21 protein-coding genes and 1 other RNA gene are annotated in these 25,849 nt (G+C 36.8%); 12 read left to right on the forward strand and 10 right to left on the reverse strand.

The window, feature by feature from the left end; genetic code table 11:
* Positions 1–89 precede the first annotated feature (89 nt).
* The 8 genes from rodA to ssrA all read left to right on the forward strand — a co-directional run bounded on the left by rodA (position 90) and on the right by ssrA (position 8,536).
* On the forward strand, positions 90–1,322 hold the full coding sequence (gene rodA, locus JST55_01540; GenBank protein MBS1492161.1) for a rod shape-determining protein RodA: 1,233 nt from the start codon (positions 90–92) through the stop codon (positions 1,320–1,322).
* Positions 1,323–1,407: 85 nt separating this feature from the next.
* Positions 1,408–1,950 (forward strand): dCTP deaminase, encoded by a 543-nt coding sequence (locus JST55_01545; GenBank protein ID MBS1492162.1) that lies wholly within the window; start codon positions 1,408–1,410, stop codon positions 1,948–1,950.
* Position 1,951: 1 nt separating this feature from the next.
* A complete protein-coding gene (gene pyrF / locus JST55_01550) occupies positions 1,952–2,752 on the forward strand; it encodes an orotidine-5'-phosphate decarboxylase (protein MBS1492163.1) in 801 nt (266 codons plus the stop codon).
* 167 nt (positions 2,753–2,919) lie between these two features.
* Positions 2,920–4,671 carry an ABC transporter substrate-binding protein gene (locus JST55_01555; protein ID MBS1492164.1) on the forward strand — a complete coding sequence of 584 codons (1,752 nt, stop codon included), beginning with the start codon at positions 2,920–2,922 and terminating at the stop codon, positions 4,669–4,671.
* A 394-nt stretch (positions 4,672–5,065) separates the two neighbouring features.
* A complete protein-coding gene (locus tag JST55_01560; protein ID MBS1492165.1) occupies positions 5,066–5,710 on the forward strand; it encodes a C40 family peptidase in 645 nt (214 codons plus the stop codon).
* 156 nt (positions 5,711–5,866) lie between these two features.
* Positions 5,867–6,793, forward strand: a complete 927-nt coding sequence (locus JST55_01565; GenBank protein ID MBS1492166.1) for an ABC transporter permease — start codon at positions 5,867–5,869, stop codon at positions 6,791–6,793.
* A 45-nt stretch (positions 6,794–6,838) separates the two neighbouring features.
* On the forward strand, positions 6,839–7,882 hold the full coding sequence (locus tag JST55_01570) for an ABC transporter permease (protein MBS1492167.1): 1,044 nt from the start codon (positions 6,839–6,841) through the stop codon (positions 7,880–7,882).
* A gap of 298 nt (positions 7,883–8,180) precedes the next feature.
* Positions 8,181–8,536, forward strand: a transfer-messenger RNA (tmRNA) gene (gene ssrA / locus JST55_01575).
* Between the two features lie 41 nt (positions 8,537–8,577).
* Here the strand turns inward: ssrA and JST55_01580 are convergent.
* The 10 genes from JST55_01580 to JST55_01625 all read right to left on the reverse strand — a co-directional run bounded on the left by JST55_01580 (position 8,578) and on the right by JST55_01625 (position 18,030).
* Positions 8,578–9,534, reverse strand: a complete 957-nt coding sequence (locus tag JST55_01580) for a glycosyltransferase family 9 protein (GenBank protein MBS1492168.1) — start codon at positions 9,532–9,534, stop codon at positions 8,578–8,580.
* A gap of 61 nt (positions 9,535–9,595) precedes the next feature.
* Positions 9,596–11,410 (reverse strand): membrane protein insertase YidC, encoded by a 1,815-nt coding sequence (gene yidC / locus JST55_01585; protein MBS1492169.1) that lies wholly within the window; start codon positions 11,408–11,410, stop codon positions 9,596–9,598.
* Between the two features lie 20 nt (positions 11,411–11,430).
* Positions 11,431–11,664 (reverse strand): membrane protein insertion efficiency factor YidD, encoded by a 234-nt coding sequence (gene yidD, locus JST55_01590; GenBank protein MBS1492170.1) that lies wholly within the window; start codon positions 11,662–11,664, stop codon positions 11,431–11,433.
* A 30-nt stretch (positions 11,665–11,694) separates the two neighbouring features.
* Positions 11,695–12,189, reverse strand: coding sequence for a ribonuclease P protein component (gene rnpA, locus JST55_01595; GenBank protein MBS1492171.1), 495 nt, complete (start codon positions 12,187–12,189; stop codon positions 11,695–11,697).
* On the reverse strand, positions 12,122–12,280 hold the full coding sequence (gene rpmH, locus JST55_01600) for a 50S ribosomal protein L34 (protein ID MBS1492172.1): 159 nt from the start codon (positions 12,278–12,280) through the stop codon (positions 12,122–12,124). Before rpmH ends, rnpA begins: the two co-directional genes overlap by 68 nt.
* Before the next feature lie 215 nt (positions 12,281–12,495).
* Entirely contained in the window at positions 12,496–13,311 is an 816-nt protein-coding gene (lgt, locus tag JST55_01605; protein ID MBS1492173.1) for a prolipoprotein diacylglyceryl transferase, read from the reverse strand.
* A 5-nt stretch (positions 13,312–13,316) separates the two neighbouring features.
* Entirely contained in the window at positions 13,317–13,724 is a 408-nt protein-coding gene (locus JST55_01610) for a hypothetical protein (protein ID MBS1492174.1), read from the reverse strand.
* Positions 13,714–15,015: a histidine--tRNA ligase gene (locus JST55_01615; protein ID MBS1492175.1), complete on the reverse strand. Its 1,302-nt coding sequence runs from the start codon at positions 15,013–15,015 to the stop codon at positions 13,714–13,716. Before JST55_01615 ends, JST55_01610 begins: the two co-directional genes overlap by 11 nt.
* Positions 15,016–15,388: 373 nt before the next feature.
* A complete protein-coding gene (locus tag JST55_01620; protein ID MBS1492176.1) occupies positions 15,389–15,577 on the reverse strand; it encodes a hypothetical protein in 189 nt (62 codons plus the stop codon).
* 11 nt (positions 15,578–15,588) lie between these two features.
* On the reverse strand, positions 15,589–18,030 hold the full coding sequence (locus tag JST55_01625) for a T9SS type A sorting domain-containing protein (GenBank protein ID MBS1492177.1): 2,442 nt from the start codon (positions 18,028–18,030) through the stop codon (positions 15,589–15,591).
* Positions 18,031–18,174: 144 nt separating this feature from the next.
* On the opposite strand from JST55_01625, the gene JST55_01630 reads away from it, so the two are divergent.
* The 4 genes from JST55_01630 to JST55_01645 all read left to right on the forward strand — a co-directional run bounded on the left by JST55_01630 (position 18,175) and on the right by JST55_01645 (position 25,672).
* Positions 18,175–18,516 (forward strand): hypothetical protein, encoded by a 342-nt coding sequence (locus tag JST55_01630; GenBank protein ID MBS1492178.1) that lies wholly within the window; start codon positions 18,175–18,177, stop codon positions 18,514–18,516.
* 97 nt (positions 18,517–18,613) lie between these two features.
* Positions 18,614–20,806 (forward strand): T9SS type A sorting domain-containing protein, encoded by a 2,193-nt coding sequence (locus tag JST55_01635; GenBank protein ID MBS1492179.1) that lies wholly within the window; start codon positions 18,614–18,616, stop codon positions 20,804–20,806.
* A gap of 224 nt (positions 20,807–21,030) precedes the next feature.
* Positions 21,031–23,229 (forward strand): T9SS type A sorting domain-containing protein, encoded by a 2,199-nt coding sequence (locus tag JST55_01640; GenBank protein MBS1492180.1) that lies wholly within the window; start codon positions 21,031–21,033, stop codon positions 23,227–23,229.
* A gap of 253 nt (positions 23,230–23,482) precedes the next feature.
* Entirely contained in the window at positions 23,483–25,672 is a 2,190-nt protein-coding gene (locus JST55_01645; GenBank protein MBS1492181.1) for a T9SS type A sorting domain-containing protein, read from the forward strand.
* Positions 25,673–25,849 lie beyond the last annotated feature (177 nt).

A 25,849-nucleotide genomic window follows, 5' to 3' on the forward strand; every position in this document is an offset into this window, starting at 1 on the left:
AGTATTAAGTATTAAGTATTGAGTATTAAGTAAATTTATTTCCTCAGTTATATTTTCCAAAGTCAAAAAAGATACATAAAATTTTATAATTGGATAAAAATATATTTAAAAGATTCGATATTCTGTTATCGCTGACGACGGCTATACTTATTACGATTGGTATTCTTGCTATTTACAGTGCGACATACGGCAATGCAACAAGTCACGAATTTTATATGAAGCAGTTGTACTTTGCTTTATTCGGTTTTGCGCTTATGATTGGTCTCAGTTTCGTTCCTCCGCAGTACATGTCTAAAGCTTCATATCTGATGTATCTCGTAACTATAGGACTGCTCATTGCTGTGCTGCTCTTCGGTCGTGTTATCAAAGGAAATAAAAGCTGGTTTTACATAGGAGGATTCGGTATTCAGCCCTCGGAGCTTGCAAAGTTTACTACGATACTCTGCCTTGCAAATTATCTATCCTCAGGCGGAGAAGAGACGCGGGATATTAACAAACCATGGGAGTTCATTAAGGCAAGCTTGATTGTATTAATACCTTTCGCTCTTATTTTAAAGCAGCCAGATACAGGAACATCTTTGGTGTTCTTATCATTTCTTATCCCGATTTTTTTCTGGGCGGGACTTTCCCCATACTTTTTAGTTGCGCTTATTTCATTTGGTGTGATAGCATTCGCGGCATTTATAAGTCCAACATATTTCATCGTGGCAATTATTATAATAGCTATAAGCCTGCTGCTGTTTAAGCGGAATTATATTATATCCGGAATTATTGTAGCAGTAAATGTTGCTATAGGTTTTTCCGTCCCTAAGGTATTCAGCAAGCTGCAACCGTATCAGCAAAAAAGAATTATGGCTGTATTCGATCCTTCAACTGACCCGCTGGGCAGCGGATACAATGTTATCCAGTCAAAAGTTGCTATCGGTTCAGGCGGTATCTGGGGCAAAGGTTTTCTCGCAGGGACTCAGACACAGCTGAAATTTATTCCTGAACAATGGACAGATTTTATCTTCTGCATGATAGGCGAGGAGTTTGGATTTATCGGTTCAATTATTCTTCTTACATTATACATCGTAATTATTTATAAGCTAATTAGCAACGCATATCTTACAAGAAGCAGATTTTTATCAATTGCATGCGTAGGTTTCGCCTCTATTATTTTGTTCCACTTAGTTATTAACGTTGGAATGACTATCGGTCTCATGCCCGTTATAGGAATTCCGCTTCCGTTGATGAGCTACGGTATATCTTCTTTGCTTTCATTTCTGATTATGCTTGGTATTGGCATGAGCGCGTACAGGAACAGAAATCTTTACATATAAATTCAGAATTCAGAATTCAGAATTCAGAATTTTTAAAACAAATATTTTAATTCTACATTTTAAATTCTTAATTCTAAATTGAAGTATGATTCTCTCCGACAAAAAAATTCTCGAAGAAATAAAAAATAAAAATATTGTTATCACTCCGTTTGACAGGAAATGTCTCGGCACAAACAGCTATGACGTTCATTTAGGCGAATGGCTTTCAGTTTATGATGACGATATTTTAGATGCTAAGAAGCATAATAAGGCAACTGCGTTTAAAATCCCGAAGGAAGGAATTACTTTACTCCCATCGAGATTATATCTTGGAGTAACTCAGGAATATACTGAGACGTATAAATATGTGCCGTTCCTGGAAGGTAAGTCGAGCATCGGAAGACTAGGAATTGATATTCACGCAACTGCCGGTAAAGGTGATGTTGGATTTAAAAATTACTGGACGCTTGAAATTTCAGTGAAGCAACCGTGTATTGTTTATCCTTTCATGCCGGTCGGCCAATTGATTTATTTTTTGGTAGAGGGAGAAGTCGAGAATTCATACGATAAAAAGAAAAGCGCAAAGTATAATAAGAAGACGAACAAGCCCGTTGAAAGTATGATGTGGAAGAATTTTTTAAAGAAGTAGAATGACTTACTTAGAAAAACTCAAAGCAGTCGTTAAGAAAAACAATTCGAATCTTGTAATCGGACTTGACTCCGATATTACAAAAATTCCGAAGTGTTTTCATAAGTATTCTGACCCTGTGTATGACTTCAATCATTATATAATGTGTTCAACGAAGGATATTGTTGCCGGATATAAACTGAACATGGCTTTTTATGAGAGTGTTAAAGGTTATAAGACGGTTGAGAAGACATTGAAGTACATCCCGGATAATCTTATAAAGATATGTGATGCAAAAAGAGGGGATATAGGTAATACTGATGAAATGTATGCGCGCTCATTCTTAGATGAAATGAATTTTGATGCAATTACTTTTCAGCCGTACATGGGATATGACTCCCTTGAGCCGTTTATTAACAGAAAAGATAAACTGACCTATGTGCTTGCACTGACTTCTAACGAAGGTTCAAATGATTTTCAGAAACTAAAAGTCGGCAATAAGTTTTTATATGAAAAAGTCGTTGAGAAATGTATAGAGTGGAATAAAAATAAAAACATCGGATTTGTGTTCGGTTCTAATTATGTTAAAGAGATTGGAAAGTATTCCAAGGAACTTCCTGACTATCCTTTGCTAATCCCCGGAGTAGGGAGCCAGCACGGAGAAGCAGGGGACTTGCTCAAAAATCTCCATAATAAAAATTTTGTAATCAACTCCAGCAGGGGAATAATTTATTCTTCTCCTATGAATGTTGAAAGAAAAGAATTTGAAAAGATAGTGAGACAGAAGACAATAGAACTGAATAATACAATTAATAAATTATAAAACACCCCTCCCGACCTAAAGGTCGGACTCCCCTCAAGGGGAGAGTTGAATAGTCTAACTCCTCCCATGAGGGAGGTGTCAACGAAGTGAGACGGAGGGTGTTCAGAATGCAATTAATTTTCACTATAAGATAAATCAAAATAATTCATAAATCATAAACCATTATTATGAATAAAAAATATTATATAAGTTCTTTCGTATTTTTATTTGCCCTCACAGCAGCGTTTATAATTTCCGGATGCGGAAAAAAAGACGACGGCACTAAAATGACAAATCTGCAAGGCGGAATAAAAGGCGGCGGAACATATTTAATGAATGAAAACGATAACGTCCGAAGCTTAGACCCTGTCGGTATTAATGATGACATTTCTCATCACGTTGCCCATCAGATCTATGATTTATTAATTGATTTAGATTCAGCTTTAAATTTAACTCCGGCACTTGCAACACGCTGGGAGATTTCACCTGACGGACTTGAATATACATTCCATCTGAGAAAAGGTGTTATGTTCCATGATAACGCATGCTTTCCAAATGGAAAAGGAAGAGAACTCACTGCAAAAGATGTGAAGTACTCCTATGAAAGAGTCTGCGACCCGAGAACATCAACTCGCGGATTTGATTTCTATAAAAATTTAGTTGTCGGCGCTTATGAATATTATTATGATATCTCCAATGCTACCAAAGAAAACAGAGAGCCGAAGCTTAAAGAAGTAACAGGTTACGTTGTAAAGGATGATTCTACCTTTGTTATTAAATTAAAGAAACCATTCGGACCGTTTATATATTATACATGTCTCGGTTTCGGATATATCGTTCCCAAAGAAGCTGTCGATAAATACGGAAAAGATTTCTTCCAGAATCCCGTTGGTACAGGTCCGTTTATTTTTGAAAACTGGACTCAGGATAAGGACCTTAACCTGAAAAGAAATCCAAACTACTGGATGAAGGATGATTTCGGAAATCAGTTACCTTATGTAGATAACGTTAAGTTTAAATTTATAAAAGATCTTTCACAGCAGTTACTTGAATTCAGAAACGGAAACATTGACGAGTCATACAGAATACCTAACGAATCATTCAAAGAAGTTGTAGATGCAAGCAAACAGTTAACACCGGAGTTTGCAAAGTTCCAGCTTCAAAGAGTGCCATCATTATCTGTTCAGTTCTATGGATTTTTAACCACAGGCAAAGTTTTAGGAAACGTTAAGCTCCGCCAGGCAATCAACTATGCACTTGACAGGGAAAAAATTATAAAGTTCGTTCTTAACGGACAATCAAGCTACGCAGGTATTTACGGAGTGGTTCCGCCTTCAATGCCGGGTTATGATTACAAGAGTATAAAAGGGTATTCATACGATAAAGAAAAATCAAAACAGCTTCTGGCTGAAGCAGGTTATCCTGACGGAAAAGGACTTGAAGATATTTCTCTGCAGATTAACGACGGCGGCGGAAGAAATACACAGGTTGCAGAAGCAATACAAAGTATGCTTAAGGAAGTCGGCATAACCATGAAAATCAATCAGATACCGTTTGCCCAGCACTTAGATAATATTGATGCAGGACGCGCTAACTTTTTCAGACTTGGCTGGATTGCAGATTATCCCGACCCTGAAAACTTCCTGAATTTATTCTATGGAAAGAATGTACCGGCTAATCCGAAAGATATAAGCCCGATAAACAGCACAAGATATCAGAACAAAGCATACGATGAATTATTCGAGCAGGCAATAACTAAATCTGACAGGAACGAAAGATATAAATTATATTTGCAGGCAGAGCAGCTTGCAATGAATGACGCTCCGCTTCTTATAATCTTTTATGATGAAGACTACAGGTTACTGCAGCCATATGTGAAAGGTTATCCGCTTGATGCTATGCACAGAGTTAACTTCAGAAGATTGTGGCTGGATAAGTAAAATCTTTGTAATAAGATTTATAATAAGATTTTCTTTCTGCAAGATACAATTGGTATTTAGAGTTGCGCTTTGAAAAGTTTTTATAAGTAGTAATTCTGTAATACAAATATGATTTTATTGATTGATTTTTGATTTTAGATATTTTCTCGTAAAAAGTTCTTTAAAAGTTGAAATTTTAAGTGTGACATTTTTGAGAAAATGACATATTGTGCATTTTTAATTTGGGGAAAATGGATATTTAAGCTATAATTGAGGTTGGTTTTGTCAGTCTTTTTTGACAAAAATTAAGAAACCTTAAATTGCAGAAAAAATGATCTTGCAAAATAATATTAAATATAGTACTTTTACAACATTGTTCTTTTAATATAATAAACTAAACGGAGGAATTTAGTTAATGCTAATTGGCAGGCAACCAAGAACTACTTCCGAATCGTTAAAGTTTATAGTAATGATTGCAATGGCAGTATTCGTTGTTAGTTCTACAGCAATGAGCCAGGAGATTAAAGATAACCTTTCTAAGAAGGTTGGCAGCAGCTACAAGAAAACAGAACAAGTGGCAAGCGTCAATTTTAAATCTAAAACAGAAATTAATAAAGGTAATCTCGAATCTCTATCAAGCTCACTCGCAGGATACATCGAAACCGTCAGCAACACATCAGCTGTAAACAGTGACGAAGTTATGTACAAAGTGATTGAATACCTTAACACTCCATACCTATGGGGTGGTACTTCAAAAAGAGGTATCGATTGCTCAGCATTCGTTCAAGCAGTAATGTACCAAGCCCTCGGCGTTGCATTACCAAGAACTTCACTTGAACAATCAGGTGTCGGCACAGAAGTAGAAGTCAAAGATTTAAAATTCGGCGACCTTCTTTTCTTCGACACAATGCATAAAGGAAGAGTTACACACGTAGGAATGTATTTAAGCGATGGATATTTTGTTCATTCAGGTTCCAGCACAGGTGTGATTGTAACATCTCTTGAAAAAGAAACATATGCGAAAGCATTTCTTAAAGCAAAGAGAGTTATCGAGCAGTAAGAGAGAAACTACAAGTTTCGAAAAGTCTCGGATTCTATATGAATTCGAGACTTTTTTTTTATACTACGTATGTTATATTGCATCATACAAATTTTATAATATTCATATTCAGTCATCATTGAATAAAAATATTCTTATCAACAGCGCCTCAGTATAATGACAGCTTATATAATAAGAAATTTTCTTTACACAATTTTAATTCTTCTGGGTGTAGTAACAGTTACTTTCTGTTTGCTATATGTTGTTCCCGGAGATCCTGCAAGAATAATGCTCGGGCAGCGCGCAGATGTCGCTTCTGTTGAAGCAGTCCGCGAAGAGCTCGGATTAAATAAACCTCTCTACATTCAATATTTCAGATTTCTCGGGAACGCAGTTCAGGGAAATCTTGGCCGCTCATACTCAACTAACAGAGACGTTGTTCAGACTATAATAGATAAGTTTCCTGCAACGGCTTTGCTTGCAGTAAGCGCATTGATTATATCGGCAATTCTCGGAGTGATAATAGGCATCATATCGGCAGTTAAATCATACACGGCTTTGGATAACGCGTCGATGCTATTTGCGCTCTTTGGAATATCGTTTCCTACGTTTGCATTCGGTTTGATAATGGCGCTTGTCTTCGGCTTCTGGCTGAAGTGGTTTCCGCTTTCGGGATATATTTCCGAAGGACCGAGTTATTTAGTGCTGCCAATGATAACTCTTGCATTGAGACCGCTTGCAATAATTGCGAGAATAACGCGTTCATCAATGATGGATGCAATGAGCCAGGATTATGTAAGGACTGCAAAGGCAAAAGGACTGAGCTCAGGCAAAGTGATTTTCAAACATACATTAAGGAATGCATTAAATCCGATTGTAACTACAATCAGCACATCGCTTGCTGCAACACTTGGCGGCGCGTATTTTATAGAGTATATTTTCAACTGGCCGGGTATCGGTCTGCTGGCATTCGATTCGATTTTGAAGCTTGATTTTCCTATGATACAGGGCACGGTGCTTTTCAGTGCAGTTGTATTTGTTGTGATTAATTTCTTTGTTGATATATTGTATGCAGTACTTGATCCTAAAGTAAAACTATCTTAAAAATTCTTGGAAACTACAGAACAAGTTTATATACGTGAAGAGGGGATGGTACTCGACCCCTCACCTAAAAGTCTCTGGCACTACTCATGGAAAAGATTAAAGCGCAACAAGCTTGCAATGATTGGGCTTATAATAATTGCGCTCCTTTTTATTATAGCTGCTACAGCGGAATTAATAGCGCCCTTCAATCCTAATCAGCAGATATTGGAATACTCCGTTAAGCCAATCGGCTTTAAAGGAAATGTTATAATAAAAAAGCTTGAAGGAAGCGAATTACAGTATATTCCTATAAAGAATATTATAAGAGAAGATAACAGCAAAGTTTATTATACGGATTTCTCCGGAAGCGAAGCGAACATAGATAAAGCTGAGCTGAAAGGGACTTCTCAGAAAGAATGGAACAAAGAGCTTAATTTTTATCTGGGAACGGACAGGTTCGGGCGTGATGTGCTAAGTAGATTAATTTATGGCAGCCGAGTGAGTTTATCAGTCGGGATTATATCTGAAAGCATTGCAATATTTCTTGGCGTAATGCTCGGGGCTATGGCAGGATATTTCAGAGGTAAGACGGATGGTGTGATAATGTGGGTGATTAATGTTGTATGGGCATTCCCTTCGATTTTATTCATTATAGCGCTCTCTGTAGTGCTCGGTAAGGGCTTCTGGCAGGCATTTGTAGCCATAGGATTGACAGGTTGGGTTGATATAGCAAGAATAGTAAGAGGTCAGTTCTTCTCATTGCGAGAAACGGAATATATTGAGGCAACTAAGGCAATAGGATTTAAAGCTCCGAGAGTTATTATTAAACACATGCTGCCAAACTGCATGGGTCCTGTGATAGTAACAGGTACCGTGGGACTTGCAACGGCAATATTATTCGAGGCAAGTTTAAGCTTTCTGGGACTTGGAGTTCAGCCGCCTACGGCAAGCTGGGGACAGATGATTTTTGACGGATATAAGTACATTATAGCAGGCTCCAATTGGGGACTTGCAGTATTTCCATCGATAGCTATTATGCTTACAATTTTCGCAGTGAATCTTGTGGGTGACGGTTTGAGGGATGCGTTGGATCCGAAGTTGAAAAGATAGTTTCTAAAGTTAAAAGTTTTAAGGTTTATAAAGTTTATAAAGTAAGAATTTAGATTTGAAATAAAATTGCCACGGCTTTCAAGCCGTGGATTAATGATGTAACGGATGTTTGCCCTTTAGGGCAAATAATAAGTCAGATTGCCCTGAAGGGCATCATTATTGAGACTATTTTTATCCACGCCTTAAAAGGCGTGGCAATTAATTATAGAGGCACAAATTTTGTGTCCCGACAAGAAGCGTTTAAAGAAACTTTTAACACGAATTATAAGTATATTATATATAGATATACTAAACACTTGGGAATGCACCGGTTTCGACGGATTGTTAGGTGTTTAAAACTGCATATGGTGGTCCTGCCAGGCACCTAAAAAAGGGTAGAAAACTACAATCGGCAACGATTACAATTACGCTTTAGCAGCTTAATAAAGCAGCTAACACTTCAAATTCTCTCCACCTCTCGGCGGATTTGAAGTGATAAACAGAGGGGTTGGCTTAAGGTGATACTCTGTAACTTTAAGTGAGATTTTCAGGGTTGGTGATAAGCATTTTGTCGGTTTAGCCGTTTATCACGAGATAAAGAAAACCAGACTAAATATGTAGAAGTTTTAATGGTCTGCTTTCCGGACCCGGGTTCGACTCCCGGCATTTCCACAAGCTTTATTAACCTGTCAGGTTTTTAATCCTGACAGGTTTTTTTATATTCTTTCCGAAATTTTCACAAATTTCTCGTAAATATCCTCAGCGTTTATATCTTCAATTCCTTTTTCGCTGTTAGAAATTATAGTTTCATTTATATCACTTAGCGGTTTAAATCTTTCATAATTCCAGTCAACTTTAGGATATAATCCTATTATTGGTTTATTTAATCCTGAAGAAAAATGAACAATAGATGTATCAGCGGAGATAATTAATTTAGAGCTATTTAATTCGTTAATTAACTCCTTTAAGTCGTAATTATACTTGTAAGTTATGTGTTCAGTTTTAAATGTTTTATCAATATCAAGCAAAAGTTGAGCATCCTTCTCTATTCCAATTAGATGAATTCTGATGGATGGGTTTTTATCCAGAACATTCCCGACAAGGGCATTCCACTTTCTGATGTCAAGATATCTTGAAGGGTCGCCTGCAGATAAATTTATAAGTAGGTCGCTTTTACCGTTAGTTTCTTTTTGGATAAAATCAGTCAGAACAGGCTTAGGGTTTACCGGTTCTTTTCCAAAATAATATACCGTGGCAAGGCTTAAATCTACAGCATGCTTTCCTTTTGTAAATTCCTTTAAATCTACATCAAATACTTTTTCATTCTTTGGATTGGGAACATTATATCCCAGCGCTAACTTCGGCTTTGCAAGTTTCAGCAATGAAGACGCTGTTCTGGAATATCCGTCTTTCACGTCTATCCATAAATCGAAATTTTCCTTCTTTAGCCTGCTGGCAAGAAATAAATCCTTCAGCACATTTTTCTGATATACAATTACTTCATCAACAGCCTTCAATCCCGAAACAAATTCTTTGTTAACGGGGGAAGCAAGTACTTTCAGCTTTGCCTGCGGGAAAATATTTTTAAGCTCATAAAAAAGGGGACTGGTAAGCACCATATCGCCTAATTTTCCTATTTGAACAACTAATATATTCTTTGGATTTATCTCCACGTAAAACCTTTCTTATAAAATCCTGAATTTCTTTTTAATAAAATAAAGAACTATTCTAAAATTATTTCTTTGGTGTATTTGGTTTACTATTCGTCTGCACAACGGTTACTTCACCTGCTTTTTCTTTATCTTTTTTATTTGTATAGTACTGCTGAATAATAGAAAGAAGATTAAATGTGAAATAATACAGGTTCAGTCCTGCAGGGAAACTGAAGAACAAGAGTGTCATCATTATCGGCATTACATATACCAAAGCTTTTTGCTTAGGGTCAGTAACAGTCATCTTTTGCTGAATGAACATTGTAATACCCATCAGTGTTGCAAGTCCCGATACTGCATGAATTCCAAAAATAGGAATTGTAAACGGCAGATTGAAAATAATATCAGGTGCAGCTAAGTCATGAATCCACCATATAAACGGCGCGCCTCTTAACTCAATCGTTGAACGGAAAACACCGAACAGCGCATAAAGAATAGGAAGCTGAAGCAGCATCGGCAGACATCCGCCGGCAGGATTTATTTTTTCCTCCTTGTACAGCTTCATTATCTGCTGATTCGCCTTTACTGGGTCATCCTTATATTTTTCACGGATGGCAGTCATCTTTGGACTTAATTGTCCCATCTTCTTCATCGATTTCATCTGCGACTTTGTCAGCGGATTCAATATTATCTTCAATACAACAGCAAAAATAATAATCACAAGTCCGTAGTTTGGAATAAATCCGTGCAGGAACATGAAGAAAGGAATAATCAGGTACTGAGCAATTGGTCTTACAATAAAGTCTAAGCTGAAACGCAGAGATTTTTCAAGGTCAACTCCGTATGCTTTTAATAATCCGTACTCTAACGGTGTAACTAAAATTTTGAAAGAAGATTTTTCGTAGTTATCGGCTTTTATATCTTTCTTGATTGCGATGGAATAATTTTCCTTCACTCCGTTATCGGGAAGATGCTCGCGTGAGCCGGTTAAATATGCTCCGTCTCCCGGCGCTCCGTCAGGAATAATATAAACTCCGAAATATTTGTTTCTGCTTGCTACATATTTTGTGTTTCCTGTAAAATCTGCTTTGTAAGGCTCGTCAAACTTTGCAGCATCAAGCTGTTCTATATCTGTCCCCATTAAAGCAAATGCTTCTGAGAATGTTGCTTCATCGTCGCTTCTGTTTTCGGAGAGGTTCAGAGAAGTTTCCCATGCAACCTGATACTTTGAACCTGAAATAAATTTATCACTATTGAATAATTCATAGTTAACATCGAACTCATACGAGTCCTGTTTGAAAGTATAAGTCTTTACAATTTTCTGAGAGCCGTCAGGTGTTATGTTTAAAGTATATTTAAGAGCGAAATCTTTTTTATCTTCAATATTTATCTTTTCCCATTCTTTATAATCCGCTTCAAAGACTAAGTTAGCTGTATTGATCTGCTTGCCGTCTTTAGATGTAAATATTAAATGAAGCTCTTTGCCTTTCTTCCAGTTGACTAGCTGCATAGGATTGTTATCCCATGTCTTGAAATCTTTTATCGTGAATTTTCTTAATGTTCCGCCGTAGTTAGTGAACTCAATCTCAACTTTTTTATTTTCAACTGTAATAATCTTTTCGACTGCAGGTTTTGTGCTTGCAGAATCACTTGAACCTGTTGATGAGTTCTTTGAAAAAATATTTCCTAATGAACTTGTTATCGAATCATTCTTTGACTGAGTACTAGAAACTATATTATTTGGTGCTTTGCTTGTATCTGTATTTTGTTTTGTTTCAACTTTCACCGAATCCTGTTTCTTAGGCGGAGGCGGGGGAGTTTTGGAAGTGTTCCAGTAAAGCCAGAACATTAAAACTACTCCGATTAACACAAAACCTATTATTGAACGTCTATCCATTTTTGTATGATGTAAAAAATTTAATGTTTATGAGCGCAGTCTTTATGAGGAATGGGGTCAAACCCTCCTTCAAAAAAAGGATTGCACTTTAAAATTCGTTTAACTGATAAATAAAAACCTTTGAATACGCCGAATTCCTGAAAAGCTTCAAGACTGTATTGTGAGCATGTGGGATAAAATCTGCACGACGCAGGTAAAAGCGGGGATATGAACTTCTGATAGAACTTTATAAGATAGATGAATATGATCTTCAACTGAGGAGCCTGAATATTTTTAAATATTTCCTAAGCATTCTGCTTAAATATTTTAATTAAAAGCTTTTGCATGTCGCCTTTGGCTGAGAGAAGACTGAACTTGCCTTCTTTAAAATTCTCGTAACCTGAGTCAGACAAAGTAAAAATTATTTCAAAATTCTTTTTAACCGGTTTCAAATCGATGGAAGTTTTTTCCGTTCTGTAAGATTCTCTTAAAAGCCTTTTGATTCTGTTACGTCTTACGGAGCTTTTAATTCTTTTCTTAGTAACAACAAAGCCCGCCTTTATGGAAACTGACGGGCTGTTAAAATCGGATTTGCTTTCACTGATGTAAGTTCTTACGTATGCTCTTAGTGCGCCGCTGTTGGTTTTCGCAGAAGACTCAAAAATCTTTGAAAATGCATCATGGCCCCTGATAATGAGCTCCTTAGGAAGCTTATTACCGGTGAAAAAATCATTATACTGAACGGTTGTATTCGTCGCTGACTGTGAGTTTTTTTCTGCCTTTAGCTCTTCTTCTTGCAAGAACTTTTCTTCCGTTTTTTGTTTCCATTCTTTCACGGAATCCATGTTTATTTTTTCTTTTTCTGTTGCTTGGCTGAAAGGTACGTTTCATTGCTTATAAAAATTTAAAGTTTAATCTATAATATACGGATTATCTGCAAATTAAACAATACATTTATGGAGATGGAAAGCTTATTTCGCCGGTAACTTAACCACAGAAGACACAGAGATTTTACCCAAAGGACACAGAAAAAATATAGTTTTAACTGAAATATAAATTTTCTGTGTTTTCAGTGGTTTTAATCTGTGTTCTCTGTGGTTAAATAATCAAGTATTAGCAAAAGCTGTTTTCTTTAACTCTTCTTCCTTTGGCTTATTTTTCATGTAAAGAAAAATTCCTCCTATTATCATTGCTACAGAAATTATCTGAGCCTGGCTGAGTTCAAGTATTATTCTTGGATTTGTTCTGATTATCTCTACTAAAAATCTTTCAAGTCCTGCAAGTATTAAATAAATAGCAAACAAGGTTCCCGGTACGTTATAATTCTTTCTTATTTTCATCAGGAACAAAAATATTAAAAACGCTGCAGCGAATTCATATAATGGAGTAGGGTGTACAACTACTCCGGGAGGAGTAGGGTATGTGCCTTTCTCATAACTCATTGCAAGAAATGACCAGAACGAACCTTGCGGAATCGGCATTCCGTAATCTCCGTCTCCTGCAAGATGACAGCCGATGCGGGCAATTCCGTAACCGAGAATTGTACCGGGTGACATCATATCAAAAATTCTGAGAACAGAAAGTTTTTTTACTTTGCAATAAATAATTATAAGAACGATGGACATTACTAATCCGCCATAAAATGTAAGTCCCGATGCTGAAAACATTTCTTCAAAAGTAAAGTAGTGCATCAAGCTTGCAAAACTTCCGAAGTTCCACTGCTCAATGAAATAAAATAACTTTGCACCGACGATGCCGCCGAAAAGAGCAAGGAATACTATTATTACACCTGTGTTTTCATCGTAGCCGTTGCGTTTCAATTCTTTTCCGAAAAGCCAGTTGCCGACTAAGAATGCAATGCCGAGCATCAGCCCGTAACTATATACAGGAATGGGACCTATTTGAAATAATTTTGGATACAATTTCTTTAAATGTTTACTTTGATAAATTTATTCGAAGCCGGAGCTTTAAGAATCTTGATATTGTTTTTCATGACTTTGAACCTGTACAGATTTTTCCTTTTCTCATGATTAAAAAGCACAAGCTCATATTCCTTTGAGTTATAATCATAAAGTTTATATACGTAGCTTGCAATTCCTGCCTGCGAGAGGGAAAGTTTTGGAGCAGATAAACCTTCTACATTAAACTCAATTTTGTTTTTAGCCAGGTCAACTTTTTCATATACGACTACCTTGTACTGGAAGTTCATAAATTCTTTAGTAGTAACAAATTCAAACTTAACGAAGTTCTTATCCTGAAGGTCGTCATGTTCCTTTGTAATTGTAAGCTCGTACTCGAATTCTTTTTTTTCAGGTCTTACTTGTTTAGTCCGCATTATTTGCTAATGTTTGTTTGTTTAATAACTCTTCAAAGAGCATTATGTCATCGTAAATTCTGTTTATGTCCGCCTCAATTTCCTTACTGTCAGCCATTCTTTTTAGTTTACACTTTTGAGATGTAATTTCATTTTCACCCAGCACGATAGTATATTCAGCGTTATATTTATTAGCTTCCTTCATCTGTGATTTCACGCTGCGCGATAAAAAATCCGACTCGCATTTTATTCCCATAGTTCTTAAAACTGTAAGAATACTTTGTATTCTTGATGTATCTTTTAATCCTGCATTGACTATGTAAAGATTAAGTTTATTATCCTCAGGAAATGTAAATCTTCCTGCTTTAGCTTTCTCTTCAAGTAAAATTAATATACGTTCGATTCCTGCGGCAAAGCCGATTGCAGGAGTAGGTTTTCCGCCAAGCATTTCAACAAGAACATCATATCTTCCGCCGCCGAGAATAGTACTCTGCGCGCCAAGCTCTGCGGAAATAAATTCAAATGCAGTTGAAGTGTAGTAATCGAGTCCGCGCACAAGCTTATAATCTATAACATATTTTATTTTTAATGCATCGAGCGATGATAAAATATTCTGAAAATGATTTTTAGATTCATCGTTTAAAAAATCATAAAGAGCAGGTGCGTTCTCTAAAATTTTTCTTTCTTCGGGATTTTTTGTATCAAGTATGCGTAACGGATTTTTTTCTAATCTTACTTTGCTAGTTTCAGATAACTGCGATTCAAACGGTTTGAGAAATGCTTTAAGGTTATCAAGATAAATTTTTCTTTCTTCAATAGTACCAAGTGTGTTAAGTGTAATAGTATAATCTTTAAGTCCCAGCGCTTTCAGAATCGAATCTGCAAGTACAATCATTTCAACATCGATAGAATAATCTCCGCTGCCGATTGCCTCTGCACCGAATTGTGAGAATTCGCGATAGCGGCCTTTCTGCGGACGCTCAGCCCTGAACATATTTGAAATGTAATATAGTTTCTGCAAAGGGGACTCGTTGTACAAGCTGTTCTCAAGATAAGAACGGATTACTGATGCAGTCATTTCAGGCTTAAGCGTAAACTCGCCGTCACTGAATGAATACATTTCTTTGGAAACAATGTCGGTCTCTTCGCCTATGCCGCGTTTAAATAACTGAGTATTTTCAAATGTAGGTGTGCGAATCTCACTGAAATTGAAATTGGAAAAAACTTTTCGCGTAGTTTCTTCAACATATCTTCTTTTTACAACTTCAGTTGGGATTAAATCGTACGTTCCGCGTGGTTTTTGTATTTGCATCTACAAAAATAGTCGGAAAAGGGATAAGTATTAAGGGGGAAATTAGTAACAGGTAGAAAGTAGAAAGTAGAAAGAAAAAATAAATTATCCAATAATGTCCCCGCCTTTGCAAGGAGGCTGGAGGGATTAAGGAGGTGTTAAAATAAAAAGACCTGACAGGGTTGAAAACCTGTCAGGTCAGAATTGCTTTGGATTGAGAAAACACTGGCTCATAATTTCCCCCTCCTTTACAAGGAGAGCTTGTCCCGCCAAAGGCGGGAGAGATTAAGGGGGGTGGTTAAAATAAAAAGACCTGACAGGATTGAAAACATGTCAGGTCAGAATTGTTCTCATTCCCAAACCTCAGTTTGTGACGGAAACGGGTATAGAAAGTTTACATACCTTTTTTATTATTTCTTTTAAAGAAAAAGAAATAATAAATCAATAAAGCTGCTATTGACGCTGCGAATGTAAGGTACTCTCCGAAATAATTTTCAAAAATACCAGCACCGCAGGTAATAGCCAGAACTATAACAATAGTTACTGCAAAATTTTTTACTCCGAAAACTTTTTTAAAATCCAATGGATAAATCCTTATTTCACCAACAGCATTTTTCTTGCAAGGTTAAAAGACGGAGTAGTAAGCCTGTAAAAATAAACTCCGGATGCAAAGTTTGAGTTAGCGCTGAAGTCAATCGTATGTTTGCCTTCAGTAATTTCTCCGCTTATTAAAACAGCAACTGAGCGTCCCGTTATATCAAATATTTCTAATCTTGCATATTCTGCTTTTGCAAGGCTGAATGATATTTTGGTAGTGGGATTGAACGGATTCGGATAATTCTGATTTAAATAATATGTGTTCGGAATTACAACAGGTTCTCCTGTAGGCTCATCGTAAGAAATTTTAGCATTAACTTCTATTTCTGCAAGTCCTGCAACACTTTTGTTCATAATCTTCCCTGTAAAATTTCTTATGAACACAGACATTCTGTCAAATTTTTGTACTGGTGTTAACGGAATAATAAGCCCGTCTGCAGGTATTGGTCCTGTTGAAGGAATATACTTCAGTAAAACATCTTTATAATAGAAAAATATTTCGCAGTCATTGACACTTATGTTTGTGCCTGCACCTTCGTTTGGAATAATATTATATAATTTTATTTTTCTGCTCTCAATCGGAATCTCCCATTTTAAATCCACATACTGGTCATTTGCTCCGTTTGCAATCCAGTTAACTGATGCATTGACGTTGTTTGCTTTTCTGTCGACGACTTTTTGTCCTGCAAAGGATGAATCATTATTTAATATACTGCTTGCAGTTACTAATGCAGAAGTGGATAAATTTGTATATCCGCCTTCAGTTACATTGTTTGCAACAGAAATTTGTGTATGTCCTGCATGGCAGCCAACGCATTTTGTACCTGAACCCTGCGCGCCGAAATTAAATCCTGATACGTGAGCAATATTACCTTTTCTGTTCTGCATTACTTTTCCTGTGCTGTCAACCATCTGCTCGAACATTGATACGTTTGCCGGCATATCGCCTTGGGCAATTTTACCGTCAAAATCCAAGTCAATTTCTCTGAATAAAATAGGGTAGTCCTGACCGTTAGGGTCCTGTCTCTGGAAGTTTAAAAAGAACTGAAACTTTGCTCGCTTTTTAATCGGAGGAGCATCGTCAATAGGAGTATCGACCGGAGCATTTGCATAAACATTAAGACAGTCGAATCTGAACAATCCGCCCTGATAAAATGTATTCGGGTCAGTAGTAGGAGGAACCTGGCTCTGATCGTAATCATCAACTCCTAAGTTAAGCGGGGGTCTCGGTCGGGAAACTAAAGGCTCAGCATTAAGCTCAAGAGTCCCGGGAATATCATAGAACGGACTTATAGTATTTGTATTTAAGTCATATGTATATAAAGCGTAATCGGAGTTTATAGGAGAAAGAGCATAGGAGAAAATAATGCGTCCGTCGGGCATTTCAGCAGGGTCAGTTGCATATGGTCCTGCATATGTATAAGTCGAAGTCGGGTTTAGCAGAGCAGTGTTTGTATCAACTCCTGCAAGATATTTGTAATATGATAATCCTTTATCAGTGATTCTAATTCCCGGGCTTCCGCTAGTCATAGTCATTGAACGGTCGGGAGTAAAAACCGATAGCAGCTTTCCGTTTGACATTACTCTGCCGCGATAATTGTTCAGTGTAATTCTATGCTGCGGGTCGCCGCCATAAAATTTCAATACATCAGAATCGGTAACGCAGGATGCTACCTGCCAAACATTGCCGAAATCTGTAGTAAGGGCCAAATTGTCATCTCTTGTGATCTTATTTTCAGTAGCGTTACTCGGCCTGTCAATATTTTGCCACCAGCGTGAGTAAATTATTGCTCCGTTCTGTGGATTTATGGAAGGCTTTTCACCGCTATTTCGTTCTGAAGTAACACGTTTTATATATGTGCTATTTGAGTCTGTTACAAATAAGTTTGTTGCAGGAAATCCTTTTTGTGATAAAGTAGGGTAGCGGGTTGATGCGAACAATATTCTGCCATCCGGTAAATAAATAGGGTCAATATCTTCATATGTTCTGAATTTATCTGCTGCAGGACCAAACTGGTTAAGACTTATATTTCTGTTGCTGAACGTAAGTTTTTTAAATCCTGTACCGTCTTTATATATTTCATAAATTCTCCATGAGCTGTCCCTGCTTTCAACGCCTGCAAAAATAATTTTATTGCCGTCATAGCTTACGAACGGCTGCTGTACATCAACTAAAGATATTCCGTTGAAATTTTTTGTACTGTCAATTAATGTGAAGATGCTTCCGTCAGTGTTGCGGATGAGAAGCTTGCCGCCGACAATTGCAAATCTGCCGTAAGGACCCATACCCGGTATAAGGGTAGCCTGAGGAAATAAAACGTTTCCGTTGCTTACCATGTTTCTGGAAACAAATACTACAGGATAGTCAGTCGCAAAAACAACTGAACTTCCTGAGAGAATAACAAGCCCCAATAATAAAATCGTAATTACTTTTTTCACTTTTCTGAGATGAGATTTTGTTACTTTTAGTAACAACAATAAAGGTATTAAAATTTAATTTTTAATAAAATAGAGTAAGCAGGTAGTTTCATTTTTAAAAGCGGAATGGCAATTTTACGTATTCCTAAAAATAATATCTGAATTATGCCTGAAGAGAATTCTCCTTTCAAAGTAGTTTATGCGTTAATATGGAAATCGCACGAACCCGATGAAATATTCAACCCGCAGGAATTCGATGAAAGAATTCCACGTCTGATGCTCTGGCTAAAAGAAATTCATAGTAAAGGGAAACTTGTGGCCTGCGGCGGAGGGGGATTTGAAAATCACACAGGAGGATTAACATTAATAACTGCTGATAACATCGAAGATGCCATAGCAATAAGCGAAGGAAGCCCGATGAATGAGATTGGGGGTACTGAAATTCTTATGTGGGATGTTTTTTATGGCAATTTAAATGAGAAAAGCCAAATTGGTAAGCTCAAATGAATACTTATTAAATCCTATTGTATTATTAATAATAATTTTTTAAGTTTTAAAACCTCTAAGTTATTGCTCAACTCCACAAATAACTTAAAAAACTGCTATGAAGAAAAATTTACAGCTCTTCCTGTTCTGTTCAATCTTAATTTTATCAGCTCAAAATTTATTTTCTCAGGGGTTAAATGCTATTATTGCTCCCGATAATTTAAATGTTGTTGCCGCAGGTAATAACGGAAATATATTCCGCTCAAGTAATGGTGGAGCATCATGGTCAAGAACCATAATAGGTTCTGTAAATTATAAAAGTATTACTTCATTCGGCGATGATGTCTGGATAAGCGGAAGCGACGGCAAGGTTTATAAAACAAGTAAAGTAAATTCTCCTCTCAACGGAATTGCAACAGGAACATCAAATTCTCTCAATGGAATATCTTTCACAAGTCTTACTACCGGATTTGTATGTGCCGATGGCGGTTTAATTTATAAAACAACAGATGCGGGCTTCAACTGGACTTTGAGTAATTCTGGTATTCCGAACGTAAAGTTAAACGCTATTAATTTCAGAGATGCAAATTATGGAGTAACAGTCGGAGATAACGGAAAAATTTATTTAACAGATAACGGAGGAGCGAGCTGGACAGCCGTAACATCCGGTACTACAAGAAATCTTCTTGCAGTAAAGGCATTCGGGACGGGCACAATTATAACCGGTGAGTGGGGAACACTGATATCACTAACGGGAGTCACTGCTGCGATAATCAACTCAAGAGTAAATTCAGATATTAGAGCAATAAGCGGTACAAGTTTTACTGATGTTCACATAGTTGGCGGCGGCGGGTTTATACGAAACAATAAAAATTCAAGCAATGAGTTTTTGAATTTTGAAATCAACCCTATGATGGGAAATCTTGCAGATGTAAATTTTCTTGATGCTACAACAGGTTTTGCAGTAAGCAGTTTAAATAATGCTATTATTAAAACTACAAACGGAGGACAAAGCTGGCAGTTAACTGCGGGTAATTCAGCTAATATAACATATTCCCAAAAACTGACATCATTCAGCGGAATAGGCAACGGACTTTGTCTTCATCCGAATAACAGAGATGCAATTTTTGTATGCTATGGAAGAACTATTTACAGAAGTTTTAACAGAGGAGAAAATTGGACACAAATTGCAACCATACCAAACACATTAATTACTTCAAACAGTACACATTCATTTTATGTAAGCCCTCTCGATACAAGTGTTTTTATTGCTGCCTGTGAAAGCGCTCCAAATGACAGAGTAATCAGAAGTACTGATTATGGAACAACATGGAGTGTTATACTTAATTCAAATTTTACAAGCTACGGTACTCCTCTTGAAATTGACCACGTAAATCCTGCAATTTTTTATTATGCCCCGGATGGCGGCGGTTTTTATAAATCCACTAACAGCGGCGCAACATTTACAGAAATAAGCGGGATTTATCCGTTCAGAAGTCCTTGCGATATATCAGTATCCTGGGAAGAACCCAATGTGATTATTTTAGCTGACGGAGTTACAAGCGCAGCTCAGCCGGCGGATTTATTTAAATCAACTAACGGTGGTGTGAACTGGGTGAAAGTTTTTACAAATCCCGGAACCGGAGGAAACTTCAGTGAAATTCCCTGCATTATGAATTCCCGTTTCGATAAAAATTTATTGTATATCACGAACTGGAGCGGAAACATGAGATTTAAATCTACCAATGGGGGAGACAACTGGTTTTCAATACAGTCAACTTCTTTCAGCGGGTGGACAGGTGAAATCTGTCAGGAAGACCCGTCTTTAGTTCTTACCGGCCGTTACGGTCAGAGTGTATCATTATCCACAAACAGCGGTGCTAACTGGACTGAGTTTTCATTGCCGAGCGGAAACTGCGGAGCGGGCACAATTGTTCCTGCAAGAGATTATCTTATATCGCAGCAGTGTGACGGAGTTTTAAAAATGAAAATACAATATGATGGAGCAGATATAATTGAGGAAGGAATAATATCAAATAATGTACCTTCAGATTATTCTTTATATCAAAATTTCCCGAATCCGTTCAACCCAACGACTGAAATCCGTTATGATATTAAGAGTGGGGGAATGGTAAAGCTTAAAATTTATTCGGAAGAGGGAAGAAATATTTATACTCTTGTAGATGGAAATAAAAATGCAGGTACATACAGCGTGAAATTTGATGCATCTAATTTTTCATCCGGAGTTTATTATTATACATTAGAAACCGTGGGAAATCTTTTAACAAAGAAAATGGTTTTAGTGAAATAATAGTATAGAATCGTTTTATAAAGGGTGCCGGTTTAATTTCGAATGTAAAATCTTTTGAAGACATAAGATTTATATTGTATTCTAAAAAGAGATTTTTTAATTTCCATACTATATTTAAAAAAACATTCCGGCTCCCCAGGACAACTTTAAATAGCTGCCCTACCTTTTATAATTTCAAGTTTATTTATTCAAAAATATATTTTAAAAATTAAATCTTTTACTAAATGAAAAAGTATGTAAAGATTTTTTTACTTTTATTCTTTATTATAGTTACTGTTTCAAATTCCTATTCTCAGGGTTTGAATACAATGGCTTATGGAGATTCAAATACTGTTTTTGCCTTTGGTGATAACGGTAAAGTTCTGAAAACTTATAATGGCGGTTTGACATGGTCAAGAACGACTTTAGGGACTGCTAATTTTGTAAGTTCAGCCGCAGTTGGCTCGTTCTTCATGGCAGCGAGTAACGACGGTAAAGTTACAAGAATAAATTTTCAAACAGGTGAAACTATTGTTTACACTACACCTGCTACTTCCATAAATGGCTGTAACTTCCGCGGATTCAGTGACGGATTTATCGTTGGAAATAATGGAAGTGTTTATAAGTCAACTGATTTCGGTATATCTTGGACATTAAAGAATTCAGGAATCCCCGGTACAGTGAAACTTAATGCAATAGGAGGAACCGACCCATATTATATTACAGTTGGTGATGGCGGAGTCGCATACAAAACAACGAATGGCGGAAATAACTGGACTGCATTAACAACAGGTACAACTAAAAATTTACTCACAGTATTCACCTCCGGACCCTTAGTTGATTATTTTGTTGGCGGTGAATCAGGTGCATATTTTTCCGGTACGGTATCAGTTGCGGGTAACCCGACAGTTACTTATTTGACACCTAGTGATATAAGAACTATATCAGGTGTTAATTCATTTTATATAAGGATTGGCGGCGGACAGGGATTTATAAGAAATAATACATTCCCTAACGGTGACGGTTTTGCTCATTTTGAACCAAATCCTTTAATGTCGGATTTATCCTGCATAACTGTAAACAGAGTAAATCTTAACGGCACTTATTATGCATGCAGCAACAAAACCGATGCTATAATTAAAACAACAAATAACGGTGCTAATTGGGAATTTACCGGCGGAGCAACCAAAAGTATATCATGGGTAACTAAATTATCAGCTTCAGGCGGAATAGGAAATAATCTTTGCATGAACCCAAACAACAAAAATGAAATGTACGTTGTTTACGGAAAAAATATGTACAGAAGTATGGATAGATGTGAAACCTGGACAAATTTCGGAACTGTAGGAGCTACGTCAGGAACAATTTCTATAGCTCACTCTTTCTATGTAAGCACACTTGATACAAATGTTTTAATGTGCGCAATTGAAGGTACGCCAACTGACAAAGTGGTCAGAAGCACTAACTATGGAGCAACGTGGACTACAATAATTGCAAGCAACTTCAGCAGTTATGGAATGCCGCTTGAAATGGACCAAAACACTCCGGGTGTATTTTATTATGCACCGGATAACGGCGGTTTCTGGAAATCCACAGATAACGGAGCAACCTTTACTGAAATAAGCGGAGCTTATCCGTTCAGAAGTCCTTGTGACGTAGTAGTTGAATGGGGAAATTCAAATAATATTTTACTTGCTGATGGTATCACAGGAAGCGGTGTTGCAGATATTTTTAAATCAACAAACGGCGGAGTTAACTGGGTAAAAGTATTTACAAATACAAGCGGAGCAAGTGAGATTCCTTCTATGTGCAATAGTCAGTTTGATAAAAATTTAGTTTATGCAACTAACTGGTCATCGGCAAACAGATATAAATCAACTAATGCCGGTAGTAACTGGGCGGGAATTCAATCTACGTCATTCAGCGGTTGGGGCTCGGACATTTGCCATGAAGACCCGAATGTAGTATTGACGGGAAACTACGGACAAGGCTCATCATTCTCTACAAACGGCGGTACAAGCTGGACTGAATATAATATGCCTGCAGGCGGATGCGGCGCAGGAATTATTGTGCCTGAAAGAGGATATCTTGTCGCGATGGAGTGCAGCGCGCTTCTTAAAATGAATGTAACTTACAATGTTATTACAAATGTTGAAGAGCAGACACTAACAGGTATTCCTTCAAAATATAACTTGTATCAAAACTATCCTAATCCTTTTAACCCGATAACAGAAATCAGATACGATATAGTTAATCCGGGAAATGTTTCAATGAAAGTTTTTGACCAGTCAGGTAAAGAAGTTTATAATCTGGTAAATGGTTTTAAAAATGCCGGTTCATATAGTGTTAAATTTGATGCGGCTTCTTTTGCATCAGGAGTATATTATTATACATTAGAAACAGGCGGTAACATTTTTACAAAGAAAATGATTTTAGTAAAATAAATTTTATCTAAAATTTGATTGTTAAAAAAAGGAGGCTTGTGCCTCCTTTTTTTATTTACACAAAGTGAAAGTTTTATATTGTTTCAAAAGATAAGAATTATTAATTTTTATGATTAATTTTTAAAATGCGGCACACCTAGGCAACAATTAAGTTTGTCTTATCCTCCTTACATAAATCAATTTTACGATTACGGTTTTTATTTTATTTAATTTTTTTATTAATAACAATTTTTAAAAACTAAAACTTTTATAAATGAAAAAGTATGTTAAGATCTTTTTATTAACAATCCTTACAACGATTATATATTCAGATTCTTACTCTCAGGGTTTGAATGCTATTGTTGTACCGGATACAGTTAATATCCTTGCCGTAGGCGATAACGGTAAAATGCTACGCACCAGCAACGGTGGAGCGACCTGGTCGAGAACAGCTTCCGGTACTGCAAATTTTAAATGCGCAGGTTGGGTAGGAGATATGGTTCTTATCGGCGGCAGCGATGGTAAAGTCTACAAAACTACAAAAGCAAATTCATCTGTTTCAGGATATAACACTGGAACTTCTAATTCAATAAACGGGATTTCTGTAAGATTTGCAGTTGCTTATGCATGTGCTGATGGTGGATTGGTATATAAAAGCACTAACCAGGGAGTTAACTGGTCATCTGTAAGCGCCGGTTTACCAAACGTAAAGTTGAACTCAATCTACTTTATGGATGATAATACAGGGATGGTAGTCGGAAATGCAGGCACTGCATATAAAACAACAAACGGCGGCACAAACTGGACCGCTGTAACTACCGGAACTACAAGAAATTTATTAACAGTTTACGGTCGCGTTTTAGAGTATTACATCGGCGGTGAATGGGGCACATTTTTATACGGAAGTTTCCCAAATCCTGCGCCACCGGTTGCATGGGATATGAAAACACGAAGCGATATTAAGTGTATTACCGGACCAGGTTCGTTTGATTTGAAAATTGTCGGAGGCGGTGGTTTTATAAGAAATAATAAAGTACCAACAGGAACATACTTTAATAATTTTGAAGTAAATCCTATGATGGCTTCATTAGTAAGCATTGAAACATCCGCTTTAACAGGTACAAGTTTCGCCTGCAGTAATGTTACTGATGCTATAATTAAGACATCTAACTATGGTGCTTCATGGGAGTTTACAGCAGGTGCATCAAAGAGCATTACATGGGTATCTAAATTATCAGGTTCAGGCGGTATCGGAAATAATTTGTGCATGAACCCTAACAACAGAGATGAGTTGTATGTGGTTTATGGAAAAACGATGTACAGAAGTATGGATAGGGGAGAAACATGGACAAATTTTGGTACAGTTGGTTCAAGCACAACAACAGTAAGTTCCGCTCACTCCTTTTATGTAAGTCCGCTTGATACAAATATATTGATGTGCGCAATTACAAGTTCTCCTACAGATCTGGTTGTAAGAAGCACAAACTATGGAGCAACCTGGACAACAATTTTATCTATAAATTTCAGTAATTATGGTATGCCCTTAGAAATGGACCAGAACAATCCTAACGTTTATTACTATGCTCCTGACAATGGCGGGTTCTGGAAATCTACAAACAATGGTGCATCATTTACAGAAATCAGCGGTAACTATCCGTTCAGAAGTCCCTGTGATATAGTAGTTCAATGGGGAAATTCAAATAAAATAATGGTTGCCGATGGTATTACAGGCAGCGGCGTTGCAAATATTTTCAAATCTGATAATGGCGGAGTTAACTGGACATTGGTTCATACAAATCCAAGCGGCGCAAGTGAAATTCCATCTATGTGTAATTCAGCACAGGATACTAATATTGTATATGCAACAAACTGGAGCCAAAGCACCAGATACAGAACAGTAAACGGTGGAAGCAACTGGGCTTCAATACAATCTACATCATTCAGCGGCTGGGGTTCCGATCTTTGCCGTGAAGATCCGAACGTTGTTCTCACCGGAAACTACGGGCAAGGTTCTTCACTCACTACAAACGGAGGGCTGACATGGACTGAATATAGTATGCCTTCCGGTGGCTGCGGAGCAGGGATAATTGTACCCGAAAGAGGGTATCTCATTGCAATGCAATGCAGCGGACTTTTAAAAATGAATATTACATACAATGTTATTACAAATGTTGAAGAGCAAACTTTGACGGGAGTTCCTACAAAATATAATTTATATCAGAATTTTCCGAATCCGTTCAATCCTACGACAGAAATAAGGTACGATGTTTTAAATACAGGAAATGTATCTATGAAAGTTTATGACCAGTCCGGCAAAGAAATTTACACATTAGTAAATGGAATAAAAAATGCAGGTTCATACAGTGTAAAATTTGATGCTTCTTCTTTTGCATCGGGTGTTTATTATTATACATTAGAAACGGGCGGAAATATTTTCACTAAAAAAATGATTTTAGTAAAATAATTTTCAGGATTTTTCCATCTTAATCAAACAAAGGAGGCATAAAAGTCTCCTTTTGTTTTTTATAAACTCCTCACAATTTCTAATTTGTTTAGTTTTTACTAATAAGTTTTCATATTGATTTAAAAAAAGGGTTTTGGTATGTTAAAGGCTTATTCACAAAAAACCAAAACTAAAAAC

The organism is Bacteroidota bacterium (assembly GCA_018266835.1).
Taxonomy (GTDB): domain Bacteria; phylum Bacteroidota; class Ignavibacteria; order Tepidaquicellales; family Tepidaquicellaceae; genus JAFDZO01.

Excerpts from the sequence above, each read along its gene's own strand:
- JST55_01545 (MBS1492162.1), top strand. The coding sequence starts at position 1,408 with ATGATTCTCTCCGACAAAAAAATTCTCGAAGAAATAAAAAATAAAAAT.
- pyrF (MBS1492163.1), top strand. The coding sequence starts at position 1,952 with ATGACTTACTTAGAAAAACTCAAAGCAGTCGTTAAGAAAAACAATTCG.
- JST55_01555 (MBS1492164.1), top strand. The coding sequence starts at position 2,920 with ATGAATAAAAAATATTATATAAGTTCTTTCGTATTTTTATTTGCCCTC.
- JST55_01560 (MBS1492165.1), top strand. The coding sequence starts at position 5,066 with ATGCTAATTGGCAGGCAACCAAGAACTACTTCCGAATCGTTAAAGTTT.
- JST55_01565 (MBS1492166.1), top strand. The coding sequence starts at position 5,867 with ATGACAGCTTATATAATAAGAAATTTTCTTTACACAATTTTAATTCTT.
- JST55_01570 (MBS1492167.1), top strand. The coding sequence starts at position 6,839 with ATGGTACTCGACCCCTCACCTAAAAGTCTCTGGCACTACTCATGGAAA.
- yidC (MBS1492169.1), bottom strand. The coding sequence starts at position 11,410 with ATGGATAGACGTTCAATAATAGGTTTTGTGTTAATCGGAGTAGTTTTA.
- rpmH (MBS1492172.1), bottom strand. The coding sequence starts at position 12,280 with ATGAAACGTACCTTTCAGCCAAGCAACAGAAAAAGAAAAAATAAACAT.
- JST55_01610 (MBS1492174.1), bottom strand. The coding sequence starts at position 13,724 with ATGCGGACTAAACAAGTAAGACCTGAAAAAAAAGAATTCGAGTACGAG.
- JST55_01615 (MBS1492175.1), bottom strand. The coding sequence starts at position 15,015 with ATGCAAATACAAAAACCACGCGGAACGTACGATTTAATCCCAACTGAA.
- JST55_01630 (MBS1492178.1), top strand. The coding sequence starts at position 18,175 with ATGCCTGAAGAGAATTCTCCTTTCAAAGTAGTTTATGCGTTAATATGG.
- JST55_01635 (MBS1492179.1), top strand. The coding sequence starts at position 18,614 with ATGAAGAAAAATTTACAGCTCTTCCTGTTCTGTTCAATCTTAATTTTA.
- JST55_01640 (MBS1492180.1), top strand. The coding sequence starts at position 21,031 with ATGAAAAAGTATGTAAAGATTTTTTTACTTTTATTCTTTATTATAGTT.
- JST55_01645 (MBS1492181.1), top strand. The coding sequence starts at position 23,483 with ATGAAAAAGTATGTTAAGATCTTTTTATTAACAATCCTTACAACGATT.